20 protein-coding genes are annotated in these 15,789 nt (G+C 53.0%); 18 read left to right on the top strand and 2 right to left on the bottom strand.

Annotation, left to right across the window (positions count from 1 at the left end; genetic code table 11):
• Positions 1–9: 9 nt before the first annotated feature.
• The 13 genes from AM329_RS11495 (at position 10) to AM329_RS11435 (ending at position 8,571) form a co-directional block, all read left to right on the top strand.
• A complete protein-coding gene (locus AM329_RS11495; protein ID WP_032608735.1) occupies positions 10–1,467 on the top strand; it encodes a DUF1073 domain-containing protein in 1,458 nt (485 codons plus the stop codon).
• The gene (locus AM329_RS11490) at positions 1,394–2,392 is read left to right on the top strand and encodes a phage minor head protein (RefSeq protein WP_063612943.1); all 999 of its coding nucleotides are present in this window, start codon (positions 1,394–1,396) and stop codon (positions 2,390–2,392) included. Before AM329_RS11495 ends, AM329_RS11490 begins: the two co-directional genes overlap by 74 nt.
• Before the next feature lie 34 nt (positions 2,393–2,426).
• Positions 2,427–2,843: a hypothetical protein gene (locus tag AM329_RS11485; protein ID WP_032608737.1), complete on the top strand. Its 417-nt coding sequence runs from the start codon at positions 2,427–2,429 to the stop codon at positions 2,841–2,843.
• Between the two features lie 71 nt (positions 2,844–2,914).
• Positions 2,915–4,303 (top strand): DUF2213 domain-containing protein, encoded by a 1,389-nt coding sequence (locus tag AM329_RS11480; RefSeq protein ID WP_032608738.1) that lies wholly within the window; start codon positions 2,915–2,917, stop codon positions 4,301–4,303.
• A 3-nt stretch (positions 4,304–4,306) separates the two neighbouring features.
• A complete protein-coding gene (locus AM329_RS11475) occupies positions 4,307–4,741 on the top strand; it encodes a hypothetical protein (RefSeq protein WP_017693196.1) in 435 nt (144 codons plus the stop codon).
• Between the two features lie 10 nt (positions 4,742–4,751).
• Positions 4,752–5,849: a major capsid protein gene (locus AM329_RS11470; RefSeq protein WP_006808954.1), complete on the top strand. Its 1,098-nt coding sequence runs from the start codon at positions 4,752–4,754 to the stop codon at positions 5,847–5,849.
• A gap of 9 nt (positions 5,850–5,858) precedes the next feature.
• Positions 5,859–6,224, top strand: a complete 366-nt coding sequence (locus AM329_RS11465) for a hypothetical protein (protein WP_032608740.1) — start codon at positions 5,859–5,861, stop codon at positions 6,222–6,224.
• Positions 6,225–6,226: 2 nt separating this feature from the next.
• Positions 6,227–6,607, top strand: coding sequence for a hypothetical protein (locus AM329_RS11460; protein WP_006808952.1), 381 nt, complete (start codon positions 6,227–6,229; stop codon positions 6,605–6,607).
• Positions 6,607–6,780 carry a hypothetical protein gene (locus AM329_RS11455; RefSeq protein ID WP_032608741.1) on the top strand — a complete coding sequence of 58 codons (174 nt, stop codon included), beginning with the start codon at positions 6,607–6,609 and terminating at the stop codon, positions 6,778–6,780. The genes AM329_RS11460 and AM329_RS11455 overlap by 1 nt, the downstream gene beginning before the upstream one ends.
• Entirely contained in the window at positions 6,780–7,130 is a 351-nt protein-coding gene (locus AM329_RS11450) for a hypothetical protein (RefSeq protein WP_032608742.1), read from the top strand. The genes AM329_RS11455 and AM329_RS11450 overlap by 1 nt, the downstream gene beginning before the upstream one ends.
• 2 nt (positions 7,131–7,132) lie before the next feature.
• On the top strand, positions 7,133–7,597 hold the full coding sequence (locus tag AM329_RS11445) for a hypothetical protein (protein WP_032608743.1): 465 nt from the start codon (positions 7,133–7,135) through the stop codon (positions 7,595–7,597).
• Entirely contained in the window at positions 7,594–7,977 is a 384-nt protein-coding gene (locus AM329_RS11440; RefSeq protein WP_032608745.1) for a hypothetical protein, read from the top strand. The genes AM329_RS11445 and AM329_RS11440 overlap by 4 nt, the downstream gene beginning before the upstream one ends.
• 99 nt (positions 7,978–8,076) lie before the next feature.
• Positions 8,077–8,571, top strand: a complete 495-nt coding sequence (locus AM329_RS11435) for an HNH endonuclease signature motif containing protein (RefSeq protein ID WP_052238023.1) — start codon at positions 8,077–8,079, stop codon at positions 8,569–8,571.
• A 181-nt stretch (positions 8,572–8,752) separates the two neighbouring features.
• On the opposite strand, the gene AM329_RS11425 is transcribed toward AM329_RS11435, so the two are convergent.
• Entirely contained in the window at positions 8,753–9,757 is a 1,005-nt protein-coding gene (locus AM329_RS11425; RefSeq protein WP_000427623.1) for an IS110-like element IS4321 family transposase, read from the bottom strand.
• 263 nt (positions 9,758–10,020) lie between these two features.
• Here AM329_RS11425 and AM329_RS11420 point away from each other — a divergent pair, with 263 nt between their 5' ends.
• Both AM329_RS11420 and AM329_RS11415 read left to right on the top strand, forming a co-directional pair.
• On the top strand, positions 10,021–10,764 hold the full coding sequence (locus AM329_RS11420) for an Ig-like domain-containing protein (protein ID WP_032608746.1): 744 nt from the start codon (positions 10,021–10,023) through the stop codon (positions 10,762–10,764).
• A 57-nt stretch (positions 10,765–10,821) separates the two neighbouring features.
• Positions 10,822–11,511, top strand: a complete 690-nt coding sequence (locus AM329_RS11415) for a DUF6246 family protein (RefSeq protein ID WP_032608748.1) — start codon at positions 10,822–10,824, stop codon at positions 11,509–11,511.
• Here AM329_RS11415 and AM329_RS11410 read toward each other — a convergent pair.
• On the bottom strand, positions 11,506–11,793 hold the full coding sequence (locus AM329_RS11410) for a hypothetical protein (protein ID WP_032608750.1): 288 nt from the start codon (positions 11,791–11,793) through the stop codon (positions 11,506–11,508). The genes AM329_RS11415 and AM329_RS11410 overlap by 6 nt on opposite strands.
• Positions 11,794–11,908: 115 nt before the next feature.
• Here AM329_RS11410 and AM329_RS11405 point away from each other — a divergent pair, with 115 nt between their 5' ends.
• The 3 genes from AM329_RS11405 to AM329_RS11395 are packed head-to-tail and all read left to right on the top strand — an operon-like array spanning position 11,909 to position 15,782.
• Positions 11,909–14,815 (top strand): phage tail tape measure protein, encoded by a 2,907-nt coding sequence (locus tag AM329_RS11405; protein WP_032608752.1) that lies wholly within the window; start codon positions 11,909–11,911, stop codon positions 14,813–14,815.
• Positions 14,815–15,312: a hypothetical protein gene (locus tag AM329_RS11400; RefSeq protein WP_032608753.1), complete on the top strand. Its 498-nt coding sequence runs from the start codon at positions 14,815–14,817 to the stop codon at positions 15,310–15,312. Before AM329_RS11405 ends, AM329_RS11400 begins: the two co-directional genes overlap by 1 nt.
• Complete coding sequence (locus AM329_RS11395; RefSeq protein ID WP_015571561.1) at positions 15,312–15,782, top strand: hypothetical protein; 471 nt, start codon at positions 15,312–15,314, stop codon at positions 15,780–15,782. The genes AM329_RS11400 and AM329_RS11395 overlap by 1 nt, the downstream gene beginning before the upstream one ends.
• Positions 15,783–15,789 lie beyond the last annotated feature (7 nt).

Below are 15,789 nucleotides of genomic sequence, written 5' to 3'. Positions count from 1 at the left end.
GATACAGAAATGCAAGTCCTCGCTGGGCTGATTGTGAATAGCCTCAACGAGGTATCGCGATCTCGACAGCTTTATGCGGCCGGCTTCACTAAATCAGGCAACACCAAGCGACATCATCTGTGGTGTGAATTTGGCTATCCTGAGCGCCTCGACTTTGACCACTTCTACAACATGTATGAGCGTAATGGAGCCGCGTTCGGCGCTGTTCATAAGCTACTGGATGCATGTTGGTCTGATAATCCTGTAATCGTGGATGGTGACGAGACGAAGAAGTCCAAAAAATCGACGCCATGGGAAAAGAAAGTCACCAAGCTCATGAAGAAATACTGGGCGAAGGTGAAGGACGCGGATAGACGTAACCTTGTCGGTCACTACTCAGCTCTCATTCTTCAGTTTGCCGATAGCCGTAATTGGGATGAGCCAGTTAATCGTGAAGTGATGCGTAACTCACGCGAACGCGGCTTAGTGAAGATGATTCCTGCATGGGAGTCGCAGGTTAAGCCGGGTGAATTAGAGCAGGATCAGAAGTCCCCTGATTACGCCATGCCGAAGTTTTATTATTTCCAGGAACAACCCGTGGGGGACAACGGCAGTATTGTTGGTCCCATGCGCTCCATCAAAATTCATCCTGAGCGCATCATCATTTTCTGCGAGGGCTCAGAAGATGAATCCTCACTGGCTGGAATCCCTTTCTTGCGTGCAGGCTATAACGACCTGCTGGATATGGCTAAAACCTCCGGCGGCAGCGCTGAGGGGTTCCTGAAAAACGCCAGCAGGCAGCTCGGCATTAACATGTCGAAAGACACCAAGATTGACAAAATCATGGAGGATGCCAAGAAAGCTGGTTATTCAGGGCTGGCTGACGCTTTAAACGCTGCTATCCAGAAACTTAACTCTGGTACAGATTCGGCCCTGGTGACGCAGGACGGAGAGGCTAAAGTGCTTTCCGTTGCCGCTGCCGATCCGAGTCCAACGTGGACAGTGTCAGCTAACCAGTTTTCATCTTCAGTTCAGATGCCATTCACCATCTTGTTTGGTCAGCAGACGGGAAGGCTTGCTTCAGATCAGGACAAAAACGACTTTGCCAAGCGCTGTAATGGTCGCCGCAACGGGTTCCAGACTGACCGGGCAAGTGCAGTTATAGAACGGCTTTGGACTGTGGAGGTTATCGAGCCACCTAAATCTGGCGAAATCACGTTAACCTGGTCCGATCTACTCGCTCCAAGTGAGAAAGAGAAGATTGCCAACATGAAGGAAATGGCTGCGGTGGCGAAGGATACCCAGCAAGCCTACGGCACACCGGCTGTTGATGAGAACGAGGTCAGGGAAGCGGGAGAACTTGAGCCGCGTGAAGATGTTAAGCCGCCTGACCCCAAAAATAAGGTAACGACCGATGATCCTCTTTCCGATGACACCGGAGCAAAAGACGAAAGTCGGGACACCGGTAGTTCCGCGCAGCAAGGTTGACCCGACCCGATCGGCAAGGCAGGTAACCGCGATGTTCCGGGATATCGAGGAACGATATCTCGGCATCAAGCGCGCGCTGAAGGCTCTGTTTGACCAGCGCCTGACTGGGCGAGAGCGAGAGGTAAACAGCCATAACTGGCGCTTCCTGTGCCACGACCACGGCGCTGACATGCGGCTCTACCAGGTCAACGCCGGCAAGTTCATCTACGACATGTCAGCGCAGGAACTGGCAGACCTACTTGAGGCGGTGCAGGGCATTCTCGACGATTACCTGCTGGATGGCGGAGAGCAAAATCTATGGGCGATGGATTATGTCGTCGCAGAAGCGCAGCGTGGCACGCTGGAGGCGTTCAATAACCTCTCGCAGCAGTCACAGGTGTACGCCAGCCAGACTACGCTACAGCAGCTTTTAAGCAGCCCCGCTTATCTGAACCACATTGCGGCGGCCAGGCTGACAACGTTCAGTGACTGGAAGGTCATCAGCGATACAGCCCGCGGAGACCTAGCCAACATCATCACCGATGCAGTAGCGCGCGGGGTGAATCCTCGCGAGACGGCCAGCGTAATCAGTAAGCGCCTTGATGTGTCGATGTCGAAAGCTAAGACCATCGCTCAGACTGAGCAGGTCGGCGCGCTGCGGCAGGCGCAATGGAACGAAACGGACTGGGCGGCTGACCGGCTGGGGCTGAATACCGGCTTGCTGTGGTTGTCAGCGCTCAAACCAACGACGCGCACCTGGCACGCCAGCCGCCACGGCCAGGTCTACACCACCGAAGAGGTGCGGGACTTCTACGCTGAGAACGGCAACCGGTACAACTGCTATTGCAGCCAGATACCGGTGCTGCTCAACGACGACGGCAGTATTTTCAATGAAGGGTTAGAGGATAAACTGGCGAAAGAGCGTAAGCAGTGGCAGCATAAGTAAAAACTGAGTCATAAAACGTCGCTGGGATGGTCAAATGAAATTTCAAATAACAAAGTCCGCTTTCTTAATAGCCGCTTTAGGTGCTGGTTCTTTTTCTGCAAACGCTAACGAGTTAGATTTGCTAAACGCTAAAAACGATATGGCCTCAGCGATAACTAAGATGGGGTTACTGACAAACTCTTTTACTGAGCAAGGAAAGCAGTCTTCTTCGTTAACGGGTATGAAAATAGCACAAGGGTTTGCTAAGAACTTTGATGATTTTATCGTGCAAAGATTACAACAAAATCAGTCATGTGCTGACATTCAAAATGAAGCGGAAAAAAATATCAACGCAGGGATTAATCAAGGTAAGGACGCGTCAATGGGAGCTGCTGCTGAAAAAGCCAGCAAAAATGTGGAGGCCGCAATGAAAAATTATATCAAAGTACAGTGCGCTAATTTAACTGAATGACATTCTGCTATTGACCATAACCCGCTCCGGCGGGTTTTTTATTGCCTGAAATCCACCAGTGAGGACCCAGCATGAAACGCAACCGCGTTAACGTGCTGACCGTCGTCAACTCCGCCTCAAACATCACTACTGAAACCATCGACGGCAAGCCACATATCGTGGTTCGCGGCATCACGCCTGTCGTGGACGATATCGTGATGAACCGGAAGTTGTACCCGGCAGCAGAAATCGAAAAGGCCTACAACACGCTCGAGCGTAACCCGATGCCGCTGGGCCACCCAAAAGTGGACGGCAAGCATGTGTCGGCGCGCGATGTCCGGGCGGTGAACGAGTACCACGTCGGGGCCTGGTTACAGAACGTCAGCCACAAAGACGGCAAAGTGACGGGCGACATGTACGTTAACCGCCAGTACGCCGAATCCAGCGACAAGGGCAAGCGCCTGATTAACCGCCTGAATGAGATGCTGGCCGGTACCAACTCCGACCCGATTCATATCTCGACAGGCCTGCTGTATTCCGGTATCGCCGCCAACGGCGAGTCGAAGGGCAAAAAGTACAACGAGATCGCCACCAACATGATGTTTGACCATGTGGCGGTGCTGCTTGATGAGCCTGGCGCTGGAACGCCGGAAGAGGGCGTGGGCATCTTCGTTAACTCGGAAGGTGATGAGCAGCAGATCGAAGTTGCCCGCCTGGCTGACGGAATCGACTGCACCCGCGATGGCCTGATCAACAAAACCAAATTCTTCTTTACCAATGCCTCCAACTTTTCCTTCGACGACATCCAGCGCGCAATCAGTGAAAAGCTGCGAGAGGGTCGATCTGATGACAACTGGCTTTGGCCAGAGTCGGTATGGCCTGACACCTTCGTATACCGGGATGATTCCCGTTATTTCAAACAGAAGTACATCATCGACGATGACGGCAAGGCCCAATTCGTCGGCGAACCTGTAGAAGTCGTGCGCAAACAACCTGAGTACGAGATTAAAACCAACGGAGAGAACGATCCGATGAAAGAACTGATTATCAATGCGCTGCAAGCCGCTGGTAAGCCGACCGAAGGCAAGTCCGACGCCGAGCTGATGGACGCATACAACCAGATGAAGGCCGACGAAGCCGCCGCCAAGAAAAATGGCGACGAAGAAATCGACCCGGCAACCGGCAAGCCCAAGAAAAAAGAGCAGGCCACCAATAACGAAGAGATGCCAGCGTGGGCGCAGAAACTCGCCGATCGCGTGGACGTCGTTTTCAACAGCCTGAGCGCTAACGCCGATAAAGAGAAAGGCGAAAAGCGCGCGGCTGTGAAGCTGGCGATGAACATGAGCGACGACGAAGTCGCGGATCTGGACGGTAAGGCGCTCGACGCCATGTACGCCAAGTGCCAGACATCTTTCGGCCTGAACGGTGCATTCCGCCATCAGGCAACCAACACCCAATCAGTCAGCGAAATGCCGGAGTAAAAAATGGCTAAAGACGGAAAGCATATTATCCACGCCGGCGGCGTGTTCCCTAATCCGCTGCTTAACCGCGAAGGCGGGGCGGCCGCATCGACTCTGCCTGGTACTGTTGGCTTCTTCAGTACTGCTGACAAGTTCACGGCCTCTGTGGTCGGGGCAGAATCCGCCATCAAGTATGTGGCAAACAAAGACTACCTGCGCTGCCTGAGTGTTGATGACGCAATCCCAGCCAATGAATTGGTTGTTGGTATTCATCCGCTGCCTGGCATGTTCCTAAATGTGCGAGCAGCAGCGGGCACTTACACCAAAGGCCAGCCGGTTGCAGTAGCCAACGGTCAGATCACTGCGGTTGTAGATGATGCCGCCGTATTCGCTTATGTCGAAGAAGATAAAGCAGTCACTGCGGTGGCGGGCGATCTGATTCGCGTTGTGTTCAAATAAGGAGCACTGAATGTTTGTATTCTCCAAGTCTATCGGCGAGAAGACCGGTAACCTCGCGGTAAACCAGGCGCAATGGCGCGCTCTCGAACTTGAGCGAAACGCCAGTGCTCAGGCAGCAGCTGATTTTCTGGCGCGCACTCAGTTCCGTGGTGATGCAGAAAACGCCCCTTATCTCGACGCGGTGAACGCAGTTGACGATATCCGCCGCCTGTATCGCGCTTTCGACACAACTGTGCTTCAGCAGTTCGAGCCAAATACCGAATTCACCCTGCTGAACGATCTGATGCCGCTCTCTCGCTCCGTGCGAATTGAGCAGTCTCGTTACGATTACGCTCGTACCGGCGGCCGCGGCTGGGCTCATACTTCCATGTCCGGTCAGGTTGGTGCGGCGCTGGATGCACGCAGCTATTCCTTCGATGGCACCATGGTACCTATTCACGACTCGGGCTTTAAGTTCGAATGGCGTGATCCAATCTTCAACAGCCCGCAGGCATTGCAGTCGCAGTCGGATGCTCAGCGTGGTTCTGTAGAAGATGTACAGCGTCGTTACGTTGACTACATTTTCAACGGCTTCCGCGATAAGGCTGGTAACTTTGCAGTATTCGACGGCCTGACCTGGAAAGGGCTGCGTGACGATGAGCGTGTAGCACAGATCGACCTTGGTGCTTCCGGCCTTAACATCGATTTCACCTCTGGCACAGCAACGTCTCAGGCTATCCGCGCCGGGGCAATCGCGCTTCGTGATCAGATGCGTCGCGTAAACAACCAGTATGCAGAGCAGACCTGGTATGTATCCGGCGAAATCATCTCCAACCTGGAACGCTACTTCTCCGACAACTTCCAGTCCGGAACGATCATGGATGAAATCCTGAAGCTGACCGGCGTTGCGGCGATTAAAGAAGACAGCCAGCTGTCAGGTAACGAAATCGTCATCGTTCCGCTGTCTGCTGGCGTCATTGCTCCAATCGTCGGCCAGGCTATCGGTACCGTTGCATCTCCGCGTCCTGAGTACAACAGCGACTACATCTGGCGCACCTGGGGTGCAATGGGGTTGATGGTCAAGCAGGACATCAACAACAAATACTCCGTAATTCACGCATCAAGCTAAGGATAAATCATGGCACTGGTAGAAATCGTGGCAAGCAACCTGCACGCCGGTGCCAACCTCCGCAAGCTGGAGGTTGGTTCAGTGGTGGATGTGGACGATGCAACAGCTGAGCGCTGGATCAGCACTGGCAAGGCGAAGGAGACCGACAAGAAGAAAGGCGAGAAGCTTACCTTCGAAGTGGCTACTCCTTCAGCTCCTGCGACAGATCTGACGGCCCTTCAAAAGCAACTCGCCGACGCACTGGAGCAGAACCAAAAGCTAATCGCCGATGGTGAAGCTAAAGACAAGGCTCATGCTGACGCACTGGCAGCAGAAACAAAACGCGCCGACGATGCCGAAGCAGCACTGGCGGAAGCAATCAAGAAGGCGAAATAACCATGGCTGACCCAATCACAGCGGCAGACGTGCAGGCGTTCCTCGGTGAATTGGGTTACTCCATACCGGGCGCGCTGCTGGAGCCGATTCTCTGCGTGGTGAACAAAATCATCCCGTGCCTCGATGGTGCCGGGTATGACGAGTGCACCGCGAAGCTGATCCTGATGTACGCCGCCGCGCTTATGGCTACTTCGTCCGGCGCGCGCCGCATCAAATCGCAGGGGGCGCCGTCTGGCGCGTCCCGCTCGTTTGAATATGGTGACGACAGCATTACCTGGCTGCGCGACTCGTTGGCCCGTCTCGATACCAGCGGATGCACCGGTGAGTTACCGATCAGCGCTGGTAATAGTGTCGGCCTGTTCATGGTGGTCGGGGGCTGCTGATGACGTACAAATCAGTTAAGCAAGGCCTGCCGCGTTCGTTTACCCGCGTATGGGTGATGACCGACACCGGACGGGAGACTACCGGCTACGTGAAATCGGACGGCGAGTGGTTCATCAACTGCCCGCGCATCCGGGCGACCGGCGCGAAAGTGCTGCGCTGGAAGGAGGGCTGATGTCATCGGTAGCGAACTGGAGCTATACCGCCACGGCAACCATATGGCGCAAGATGGACGGCAATGACGAATACGGCGATCCGCTGGGCTATGCGGAACCTGAGCAAATCCTCTGTGATTACGAGGGCGGGCTCAGTAAGAAGTTAGCCAATCTGGGCTCCGAAATCGTCGTGAAGAACACCGTCTGGACGGAGTTCGCGCTGGCGGCTGCGGGTGATTACCTGCTGATTGGCGTATCGACAGAAGCTGACCCGGTTGTCGCCGGTGCCGACGAGGTGCGGCAGGTTATCCGTTATGCCGACACGTTCGAGCGCCTGGCGGATGATTACGCCATCCTGACGGGAGTGTAGCCATGGGCATAAAAGTGAAGGGCATCAGCCAGGCGAAGAAGCACCTGAACGATGTCATCAACGACGTTAAGGGCCGTAAGGTAATTCGCGCGTTGCAGTCGGCGATGATGCTTATCGGCACCCGGGCGGCATATTACACCCCGATCGACACCTCAACCCTGATTAATAGCCAGTTCCGCGAAATCGACGCTGGCGGGGTTCTCATCACCGGGCGCATCGGTTACTCAGCCAACTATGCCGCGTACGTGCACGAAGCGTCAGGAAAGCTGAAAGGCCAGCCGCGCGCGCACTTCGGCGTGACCAGTAACCGGTCTGAGTTCGGCCCGCAGAAACCGAAAGAATTCGGTGGCGGGACAGGAAAGGGCAACTACTGGGATCCGCATGGTGAGCCGCAATTCCTGACCAAAGGCGCAAATGACGAGCGCGATAACGTTGATTCGGTGATGCGCAAGGAGCTTTCGCTATGACACCCATGATGCACGAGCGGGTGCGCAACATGTTCGGCGACGCCGGGCTAACTACCGGTTTCACGGTGCAGCAGCTGATGTACGACGACCCTGGAGATCTGTCGAAGGCGATCATGGTGTTCAGGCCTAACGGCGGGTCGAATATTCGGACTGACCTCGGCTCTGAGTATCACGTCCTGGTCGACGTCGTAGGTGCAAAAGATAAGCGCAAAGACGCACTCAATGCCGTACAGCGCATCGTCGATTACGTCCAGGCCAACCCCATGGCTGACGAGTGTGTCGGCTACATCCAGAACATGGGCGCCATCCCCGCGCCGGTGCTCACAGAAGAAGGGCGAATAGTCTTCCGACTCCAGTTCGCCTGCACCTATGGAGAGTGATATAATTTCACTGCGCGGCTAGACCGGCCAGTCGAAAGCGGAGAACACAGACTCCGTTGCCGCGCACCTCCATCTGTGAAACCTACTGTGAGGTTTATTATGGAAATAGCTAAAGACAAAGAGCTACCTGTTGAATATCTGCAGGAATGTTTTCATTACGATCCTGAAACCGGTGAGCTAACTTGGAAAGAAAGGCCGTTAAGTCATTTCGAACACTCCACCAAAGCTGATGGCGGATTTAATAAAAAATACGCTGGTAAAATTGCTGGATCTGTCATGGCGAGAGGCTATGTATGGATTACGCTGAATAAGCGTCCTCATTTCGCGCATCGCATAGCGTGGGCCATTCACTACGGCGAGTACCCAAAGGATGTTATTGACCACGTGAATGGCATTCGTACTGACAATAGAATCTCTAATCTTGTGCAATCCACGCCTAGCGCCAATTCCAGAAACCAGAAGAAGAGATCCACTAATACTTCTGGGCACATGGGAGTTTGTCGCCGAAGCGATAACGGAATCTATGGTCACTCCCGTTTTTGCAACACCGATTTTGACGACAAGTTGGCTTGCTTGAATCTATCCGGCGTCTGAATGGGATTTTATTCCCGCGCCTTGATGAGTTCCGCGCCTGATGAACCTCCAGAAAATATACGGCTTCAATGAGCCTTTCCGTTTTACAGGTTCCTCAACAGGCCGGTGGGCCGTTAGTATCATCAATATCAGTATTCGCAAAACCAGATCAGTAATTCTTTAAACCGGTGTATTTCTGCCGTTATGCTACATAAGTTTGCTGTCGTGCCGTTAGGGCCCAGGCTATTCTGGCCAGCTTGTTTGCCAGAGCACAAGTGACGACAAAGTTGCTTTTCCGGCACAGTAAATCCCTGACCCAATCGGCCAATTTGCCAGACTGGTGTTCCAGTTTTTGTATGAATACCCTGGCACATTGAACCAACAAAGTTCGGATCTTTTTATTACCTCGCTTACTAATTCCCAGCAATGTCGTCCTACCTCCCGTGCTGTACTGCCGAGGTACAAGCCCTGTTGCCGCCGCAAAGTCACGGCTGCTGGCGTACTGCTTCCCGTCGCCAATCTCAGTTGAAATAGTACTCGCTGTCAGTGTTCCGACGCAGGGAATGCTCAGCAAGCGCTGTCCAACCTCATCTTCGTCCAACTTTCGTTTCAACTGGGATTCCAAATCTTTAATCTGCTCAACAAGATAGTGATAATGCTGTTGTAATTTCAGCAATAACTGGCTGAGGTAAAGAGGCAAACTATTATCCTCAAGAATGGTACTCAGTCGGCTAATAACGGCAGCTCCTCGGGGAACGCTAATGCCAAATTCCAGCAGAAAAGCATGCATTTGATTGGTTGTTTTTACCTTATCCTGAACCAGGGATTCACGGACACGATGCAGAGCCCGCATTGCCTGCTGAGATTCCGTTCTGGGCTGCACAAAACGCATAGACGGACGCGATGCAGCTTCACAAATAGCTTCGGCGTCGACAAAGTCGTTTTTATTGCTTTTAACGAACGGGCGGACAAATTGTGGTGATATCAGCTTTGGGGAATGCCCCAACTCTTCCAACTTGCGTGCCATAAAGTGAGAACCGCCACAGGCTTCCATTGCGATGGTTGTAGCGGGGCATGTCGCCAAAAATTCGATCAACTTTGGCCGGGTAAATTTTTTACGGTAAACAGCCTTCCCGCGACGATCCTGGCAATGAATATGGAAAGAGTTTTTACCCAGATCGATACCAATGAGCGCAATGTTTTCCATGATAGTTCTCCGAATGAAAGCCTGTCCTCAGCATAGTACCGGGAAGGAGGGAGTGACCATCTCATTAAATATCGAAGCTTTATTCAGGAAGGTGGGAAGAGAGTGTGGCTTGGTTGTTTCGACACCTTAGAAGAGGCAATCGCCGTCAGAAAGGAAGCGGAAAAACGCTTCGGGTATCATGAAAACCACGGTCGATAAGACCAAACATCGTTAACCAAGGTCGCCATCTGGCGGCCTTTTTTTATGGCTAAAAGAGGTCAAAGATGGCTAATTGCAGTAACTCAAATGAGCGGCTATTTGGAGCTGCCGTCGTGCTCGAAGTGGCTGATGGCTGCCCGGACGTCAAACCACTCGAAGGTGAGTGGATGGCGCTGGCCGCTGGTACGTCGAAAGGCTTCGACTTCAACCCTAACTCAGTAACTTCTGACGCAGATGATGGGGCAGGCTACGTAGAGACAATCATCACTAACAGCGACTTCACGATCAGCTTCGAGGGGGAGGTTCGTAAGAAGGATAAGCTCGACCAGTATGGCATTGGCAAATTCATTACCTACTTCGCTACAGAATTAAAAGCGAAACGTCAGCCTGGAATGTGGGTAAGAATGGATTACGGCCCGGTAGAGTTTGTTGGTTATATGAATATCAGTGCGCTCAGTTCAGACGGAGGCAGTAACGACATCGTCACGTTCTCTACTGAGTTCAAAGTCGGTGACGCAAGCACCATCGAAGTGAACGAACTGACTGCTGTAGCAGTGACTGGCGTAACGGTAACTCCGGCAACCAGCACCGGCACAGCAGGCGGCACCAGCACCTTCACGGTGAACATCGCACCAATCGGCGCTACAAACAAAGATTTCACTGTAGCGACTACCGATGCGACCAAAGCAACGGCTACCGCCTCCGGAAACACCGTTACCGTGACGCGCGTCGCCACCGGCAGCGCGCAGATAATCATCAACACCGAAGACGGCAACTTTGTGGCCGTGCATACGGTTACCGTTACCTAACGGACATTCCAAAGGGCGGCGTGCTGCCCTTGATAATGACCGTTTACTGGAAGGCCTATGACTGCTTTAACCGATATTGGCGAACTGTCTATCAGCGACAGCTGCGAAGGCGGGAAAGATTACCTGTTGCGACCTTCATTCGAGGCCATGACCAGGATCGGCACTCCGGAAGAGATTGTGCAGGCATACGCCACCATCCACGGCAATGATGTCGCTCATCTCATTGAGGTGTGCGCTGGCACGCTGGGGCGCTTTCCTGAATGGATGTCTCCTTCTTTCAGCCGCGCAGCCGAGAAGCTGTTATCGACGTGCATGCTTGTGCTACAGGCGTGCTGTGAGGACGACCTGACGCCAATGATCGGTGAATGGAAAGGGTGGCGGCATTGTGTCGTCTACCGCCCGGGCCAGATGCCGAAGAACGACATCATCGTGCTGGCGCAGCACCTCATGCAGCACGGGGTCGTCGGTAAAGCCAAAGTCCGCCAGTTGCAGCGCCACGAAACTGGTGAACGAACTACAGAATTTAAGGCCTTCGACTACATCAGCGCTGCACGTAGCCACTTCGGCATGAATCGCGCCGAAGCCTCTCAGTTAACAATGACCGAATTTCAGATGCTGCTGGCGGCGAAATACCCGGACCAGAAAGGTTTTACGAGAGAAGAGTACGACGCCGTAGCAGATGCTTATCTTGCCCGAAGAGCAAAAAGGGCAAGACAAGAATGGCGGCATATAGATCAAAACTTATAAACGTTTAAATGGTGGCCTGCTTGGTAGGTTGTCTCCAAAGGAGCCCATTATCTGCTCTCTATCATGTAAAGCGGTAAGCTCATTATCAATAGCGAGGATCAGGTCATGAGCAATCTGGTAATCAACATCATTTGGATCAACATCTTTGAATATCTTATCTTGAGCTGAAAAGTCCTCAATTAATTGATCGTATGCAGGGTGGGAATATGGAATTTTCTTCCCAGCATTTTTCTTGATTCCATGTTCGATTTTCTTTAATTCGGCAATAAGTTTCGTTTGCATTTTAGTCATCCATTCGAGAGCAGGTCCGCGAAATCAATGCGGTGGCTATTCAAATATCATTGAAAATTATGGATAAAACAATATCTAAGTAACGAATATCTATCTGGAGAAACCGATGGCAGGTGAGAAGAACGCCGGTAGCATCGTTTATGAAATCAGCGCCGACGTTGAGCCGCTGCTGCAGGGCGGGAAACAGGCCATTGATGCTCTGGATAAACTGGATGCTGCAGCCCAGCAGTCCGGAAAGGGAATGGATAACCTCGATCAGAGCGCATCCCAAACCGGGTCCGCGTTTACTGAACTGGCCGGGTATGCCAACTCGATGGATAACCAGCTGCGCAAGCTGAATACCAACGTGAGCGGCATCGCCCGCGCTATGGAAGAGGCCCGCAGCGGGACCGGCGGCGCTAACAGTGAGTTTAATCGCGCGGAATCAATCATCGAGGCGCTGGGTAACCAGCTGGCTGTGCTGGATGAAGCGCAGGAGAACGGCGCGCGCAGTGCGGCTGTTCTTGCTGCACAGCTCCGCGCCGGGTCGAAAGCGACAGACGAAGAGAAGCAGAAGATCGGCGAGTTGACCGGGCGGCTCTTCGACATGAAAGGTGCTGCTGATACTTCGATGGGCAGCAATAAAGGCTGGAAGTCCAGCATGCAGCAGGCCGGTTACCAGGTGCAGGACTTTATCGTACAAGTCCAGGGCGGTCAGTCAGCATTGGTAGCATTCGCCCAGCAGGGCTCGCAGCTCGCTGGCGCGTTTGGTCCAGGCGGCGCGGTAGTTGGCGCAGTGATCGCGCTGAGCTCTGTCATCGCTGGCGTGCTGATCACATCGCTTAATGGCGGAAAGAACGCCATGGACGCGCTGAAAGATGCAGCCGAAGCGATGGATAAGGTGATCACCATTTCCCAAAATGGCGTGGCCGCTCTCTCAGACAAATACGCATACCTGGCAAAGACAAATGCTGAAGTTGCTACTTTAATGCGCAATCAGGCGATGCTTGAATATAACCAGGCAATTGCCAAAATCCCGAAATCTATCAGTGATGCTACTGATTCTTTCATCTCATTTGGCGACAAAGCTCTTTCTGCATTGTCTGGTGGTTATGCTTCAGTAGAGGGCTTTAATGATCGGCTTGGTAGCCTCAATATCACTACCAACGATTACGCCCAGGCTCTTAAGCAGATAAGCGCCGCAGGAATGGAATGGAATGCCACCGGCTCTACTATCACAAACACCGTCGGGGCGCTGGCCTCCAAGCTTGGAATTAGCGACCAGGCAGCGTTTGATCTTGCTAAGGAGCTCTCGGATTTAAGCAAGAATCCATCACCTCAGGCTCTTCAAGATCTGGCAACTAAATTGCAGGGCATGACGTCTTCGACAAAGGACGGCCAAAAAGCAATAACTGAACTACTTGGGCCAATAATTCAGTTAGCCGGTGTTGCTGCTGATGCTGCTTATAGAGTGGACAGGCTTAAAGAGTCGACAGATAACCTCACTGCAGGACAGAAAAACCTTATCCAGCAGTCCGAGCGCAACCTGGCACTATCGAAGCTCCAGGGGGAGGCTCGCGCCCGACTGCAGGCGCAATACGCCGCCGAAGATGCCGGGTTTGCTAAGGATGATCCGCACGCTAAGCAGATGGAAGATGATGCTGCTGCCACTTACAAAAATACAGAGGCGCAGAAGGCCCTCAAATCCGAACAGAAGAAAGGAGCGTCTCAGGCGGAGTCTATCGCTCAGAAGCTGGCTAATCTCAAGCAGCAATCGGAGCTTGCCGCTGACTCAACAAATAAGCTGAGTCGCGAGCAGGCGATTCTGAATGCGCAGCAGTCTCTCGGAAAAGGAGCCACAAAAGAACAGCTCGCGCTGGCGGGTCAGTACGCGGCGGCAAAATGGGATACGGCCAATGCGCTCAAAGCACAGGCCGCAGCCGAGAAGCTCCTGCCAGAAGCGCGTGAAAACGCAAGCTATAAGCAGGATGTTCAGGATCTGAATACCGCTCTGGCTGCTAAGAAAATCAGTCAGGAGCAGTTCAATCAGACATCTGAGAGACTGGAGGCAACTCACCAGGCAAACCTCGCAAAAATCCGCGCGCAGCAGGCGGTGACGCCACAGCAAGAGGCAGTTGCACAGGTTGATCCAGTGCAGCAATTAGCTAATCAGCATGCACAGCAACTGGCCCTTATCCAACAGTTCGAGCAGCAGGGGTTATTAGCTCACCAGAATGCATTAGCCCTTAAAAATGCTGCCGATACGCAGTATGAGCAGCAAAGAACCGCTGCACAATGGGAGCTTCTTAGCCAGCAGAGTCTGGGGTACAGCATGCTGACAAGTGCAGTAGATGCGTTTTCAGGCAATGCATCCAATGCGTTAACCGGGCTGATCACCGGAACGATGTCAGCGCAGGATGCTATGCGTTCGCTCGGGAATACGATGCTGAACAGCGTGGTAAATGCGCTAGTCCAGGTTGGAGTTGAGGCCCTCAAAAACTTCATTATAGGGCAGACATTGGGCGCAGCGGCTACTGCTGCTGGAGCATCTCAGGCTGCAATCTTGGCTACAGCTTGGGCTCCTGCCGCCGCCATGGCGAGTCTCGCTTCATTTGGGGCAAACTCAGTCCCTGCCATGACAGGAATTGCTTCAACGGTAGGCCTGGCACAGGGCCTTGCTTTAACCGGTATGCGTTACAATGGCGGCCCGGTGAATGCAGGAGGTCTTTATCAGGTCGGTGAGCGAGGGAAGCCGGAGATTTACCAGGCCAGTACCGGTAAGCAGTACATGATACCGGGCGACAACGGCAGGGTGATCAGCAATAAGGACATGACTTCGGGTGGAGGCGGCGGTGCTCCGATTCTCAACATCTACAACTACTCATCCGCGTCTGTTGATGCTCAGGCTACGCAGAACGGCGATGGTTCATGGACGCTTGAAGCTTTTATAGCTGACATGAATAACGGTGGCCCAGCAAGCAACGCCATAACCAGCAACATGAACGTTAAACGCACGCCAAGAGGGCAGGGCTGATGCCAATTATCGACTATCCCGACTGGCTGCCGCTGGCGCAGAAGGCCAGCAAAAACATGACGCTCGATACCGGGTTCCAGACCGATCAGCCAGCGGTCGGCCCGGCTATATTCCAGAACCTTACCGACGACGTGAAAGTGACCTGGTCACTGACGTGGATCTTCACTCTGGCTGAGGAACGAGCATTCCAGCAGTGGTTACGCAGCCCAAACTATCTCAACCGGGGCCTGAACTGGTTCCGGATGAATATCAATCTTGGCGGTAGCGGCCTGCAACTCCAGGAGCTTCATTTCATCCAGATGCCGGTGCAAACCAGTATCGACGGCGGAGTGGTGACCTGGACGGGAACGGTTATTGCCAACCACCTGTACAACGCTGACGACGAGTTTGACGACGTAATTGTTGAGCTGCCGCCGCCGTGGCCTTCAGTGCTTGATATCGTGGTGACTGGCTATCCGGACGGACGCGATCCAGAAAGTCTTCCGAGGGTTCCCTGATGCCTTCATATCGTGAATATAATCAGAAGCGCCCGATTAGCGGCTGTTACAACACCATCACGTTCTATCACCCCTCCTTTGGTTACGTCCGCCTCGTCGACAAACAGTTCTTCCCGAAGACGCTTGGCGGCCAGACGTACACGCCTGCGCGGTTTGAAATCGAAGAGAGCCAGCAGAGCGGAACTCCGGTAATCGACGCAACGGTGAAGCTTGGGCGACTGTCTTCAGATATCAAAACGCTGATGAAGAAGTGGAGTGGTGTTTCCAGGCTGTCGCCTATCACGGCAACTCGTCAGGTTTTCGATAGGGTTGATACCTCTACGCCAATGAAGAATTGGACATTATTTGTAAAAACTGTCGATGTTGTTTCAGATAACGCATCAGTTACTTTATCAATGACAAACCCGCTAAATAACAACATTGGCCAACCATATGATCCAGTCGAATACACGGGACTTCAGTACCTCTGATTTTATC

The sequence above is a fragment of the Enterobacter cloacae complex sp. AR_0002 genome (assembly GCF_001922365.1).
Lineage (GTDB): Bacteria > Pseudomonadota > Gammaproteobacteria > Enterobacterales > Enterobacteriaceae > Enterobacter > Enterobacter hormaechei_C.
This window is presented reverse-complemented; position numbering and strand designations above follow the sequence as displayed.

What these genes read in the sequence shown, in the direction of transcription:
- AM329_RS11495 (WP_032608735.1), top strand. Translation starts at nt 10, where the DNA reads ATGCAAGTCCTCGCTGGGCTGATTGTGAATAGCCTCAACGAGGTATCG.
- AM329_RS11490 (WP_063612943.1), top strand. Translation starts at nt 1,394, where the DNA reads ATGATCCTCTTTCCGATGACACCGGAGCAAAAGACGAAAGTCGGGACA.
- AM329_RS11485 (WP_032608737.1), top strand. Translation starts at nt 2,427, where the DNA reads ATGAAATTTCAAATAACAAAGTCCGCTTTCTTAATAGCCGCTTTAGGT.
- AM329_RS11480 (WP_032608738.1), top strand. Translation starts at nt 2,915, where the DNA reads ATGAAACGCAACCGCGTTAACGTGCTGACCGTCGTCAACTCCGCCTCA.
- AM329_RS11475 (WP_017693196.1), top strand. Translation starts at nt 4,307, where the DNA reads ATGGCTAAAGACGGAAAGCATATTATCCACGCCGGCGGCGTGTTCCCT.
- AM329_RS11470 (WP_006808954.1), top strand. Translation starts at nt 4,752, where the DNA reads ATGTTTGTATTCTCCAAGTCTATCGGCGAGAAGACCGGTAACCTCGCG.
- AM329_RS11465 (WP_032608740.1), top strand. Translation starts at nt 5,859, where the DNA reads ATGGCACTGGTAGAAATCGTGGCAAGCAACCTGCACGCCGGTGCCAAC.
- AM329_RS11460 (WP_006808952.1), top strand. Translation starts at nt 6,227, where the DNA reads ATGGCTGACCCAATCACAGCGGCAGACGTGCAGGCGTTCCTCGGTGAA.
- AM329_RS11455 (WP_032608741.1), top strand. Translation starts at nt 6,607, where the DNA reads ATGACGTACAAATCAGTTAAGCAAGGCCTGCCGCGTTCGTTTACCCGC.
- AM329_RS11450 (WP_032608742.1), top strand. Translation starts at nt 6,780, where the DNA reads ATGTCATCGGTAGCGAACTGGAGCTATACCGCCACGGCAACCATATGG.
- AM329_RS11445 (WP_032608743.1), top strand. Translation starts at nt 7,133, where the DNA reads ATGGGCATAAAAGTGAAGGGCATCAGCCAGGCGAAGAAGCACCTGAAC.
- AM329_RS11440 (WP_032608745.1), top strand. Translation starts at nt 7,594, where the DNA reads ATGACACCCATGATGCACGAGCGGGTGCGCAACATGTTCGGCGACGCC.
- AM329_RS11435 (WP_052238023.1), top strand. Translation starts at nt 8,077, where the DNA reads ATGGAAATAGCTAAAGACAAAGAGCTACCTGTTGAATATCTGCAGGAA.
- AM329_RS11425 (WP_000427623.1), bottom strand. Translation starts at nt 9,757, where the DNA reads ATGGAAAACATTGCGCTCATTGGTATCGATCTGGGTAAAAACTCTTTC.
- AM329_RS11420 (WP_032608746.1), top strand. Translation starts at nt 10,021, where the DNA reads ATGGCTAATTGCAGTAACTCAAATGAGCGGCTATTTGGAGCTGCCGTC.
- AM329_RS11415 (WP_032608748.1), top strand. Translation starts at nt 10,822, where the DNA reads ATGACTGCTTTAACCGATATTGGCGAACTGTCTATCAGCGACAGCTGC.
- AM329_RS11410 (WP_032608750.1), bottom strand. Translation starts at nt 11,793, where the DNA reads ATGCAAACGAAACTTATTGCCGAATTAAAGAAAATCGAACATGGAATC.
- AM329_RS11405 (WP_032608752.1), top strand. Translation starts at nt 11,909, where the DNA reads ATGGCAGGTGAGAAGAACGCCGGTAGCATCGTTTATGAAATCAGCGCC.
- AM329_RS11400 (WP_032608753.1), top strand. Translation starts at nt 14,815, where the DNA reads ATGCCAATTATCGACTATCCCGACTGGCTGCCGCTGGCGCAGAAGGCC.
- AM329_RS11395 (WP_015571561.1), top strand. Translation starts at nt 15,312, where the DNA reads ATGCCTTCATATCGTGAATATAATCAGAAGCGCCCGATTAGCGGCTGT.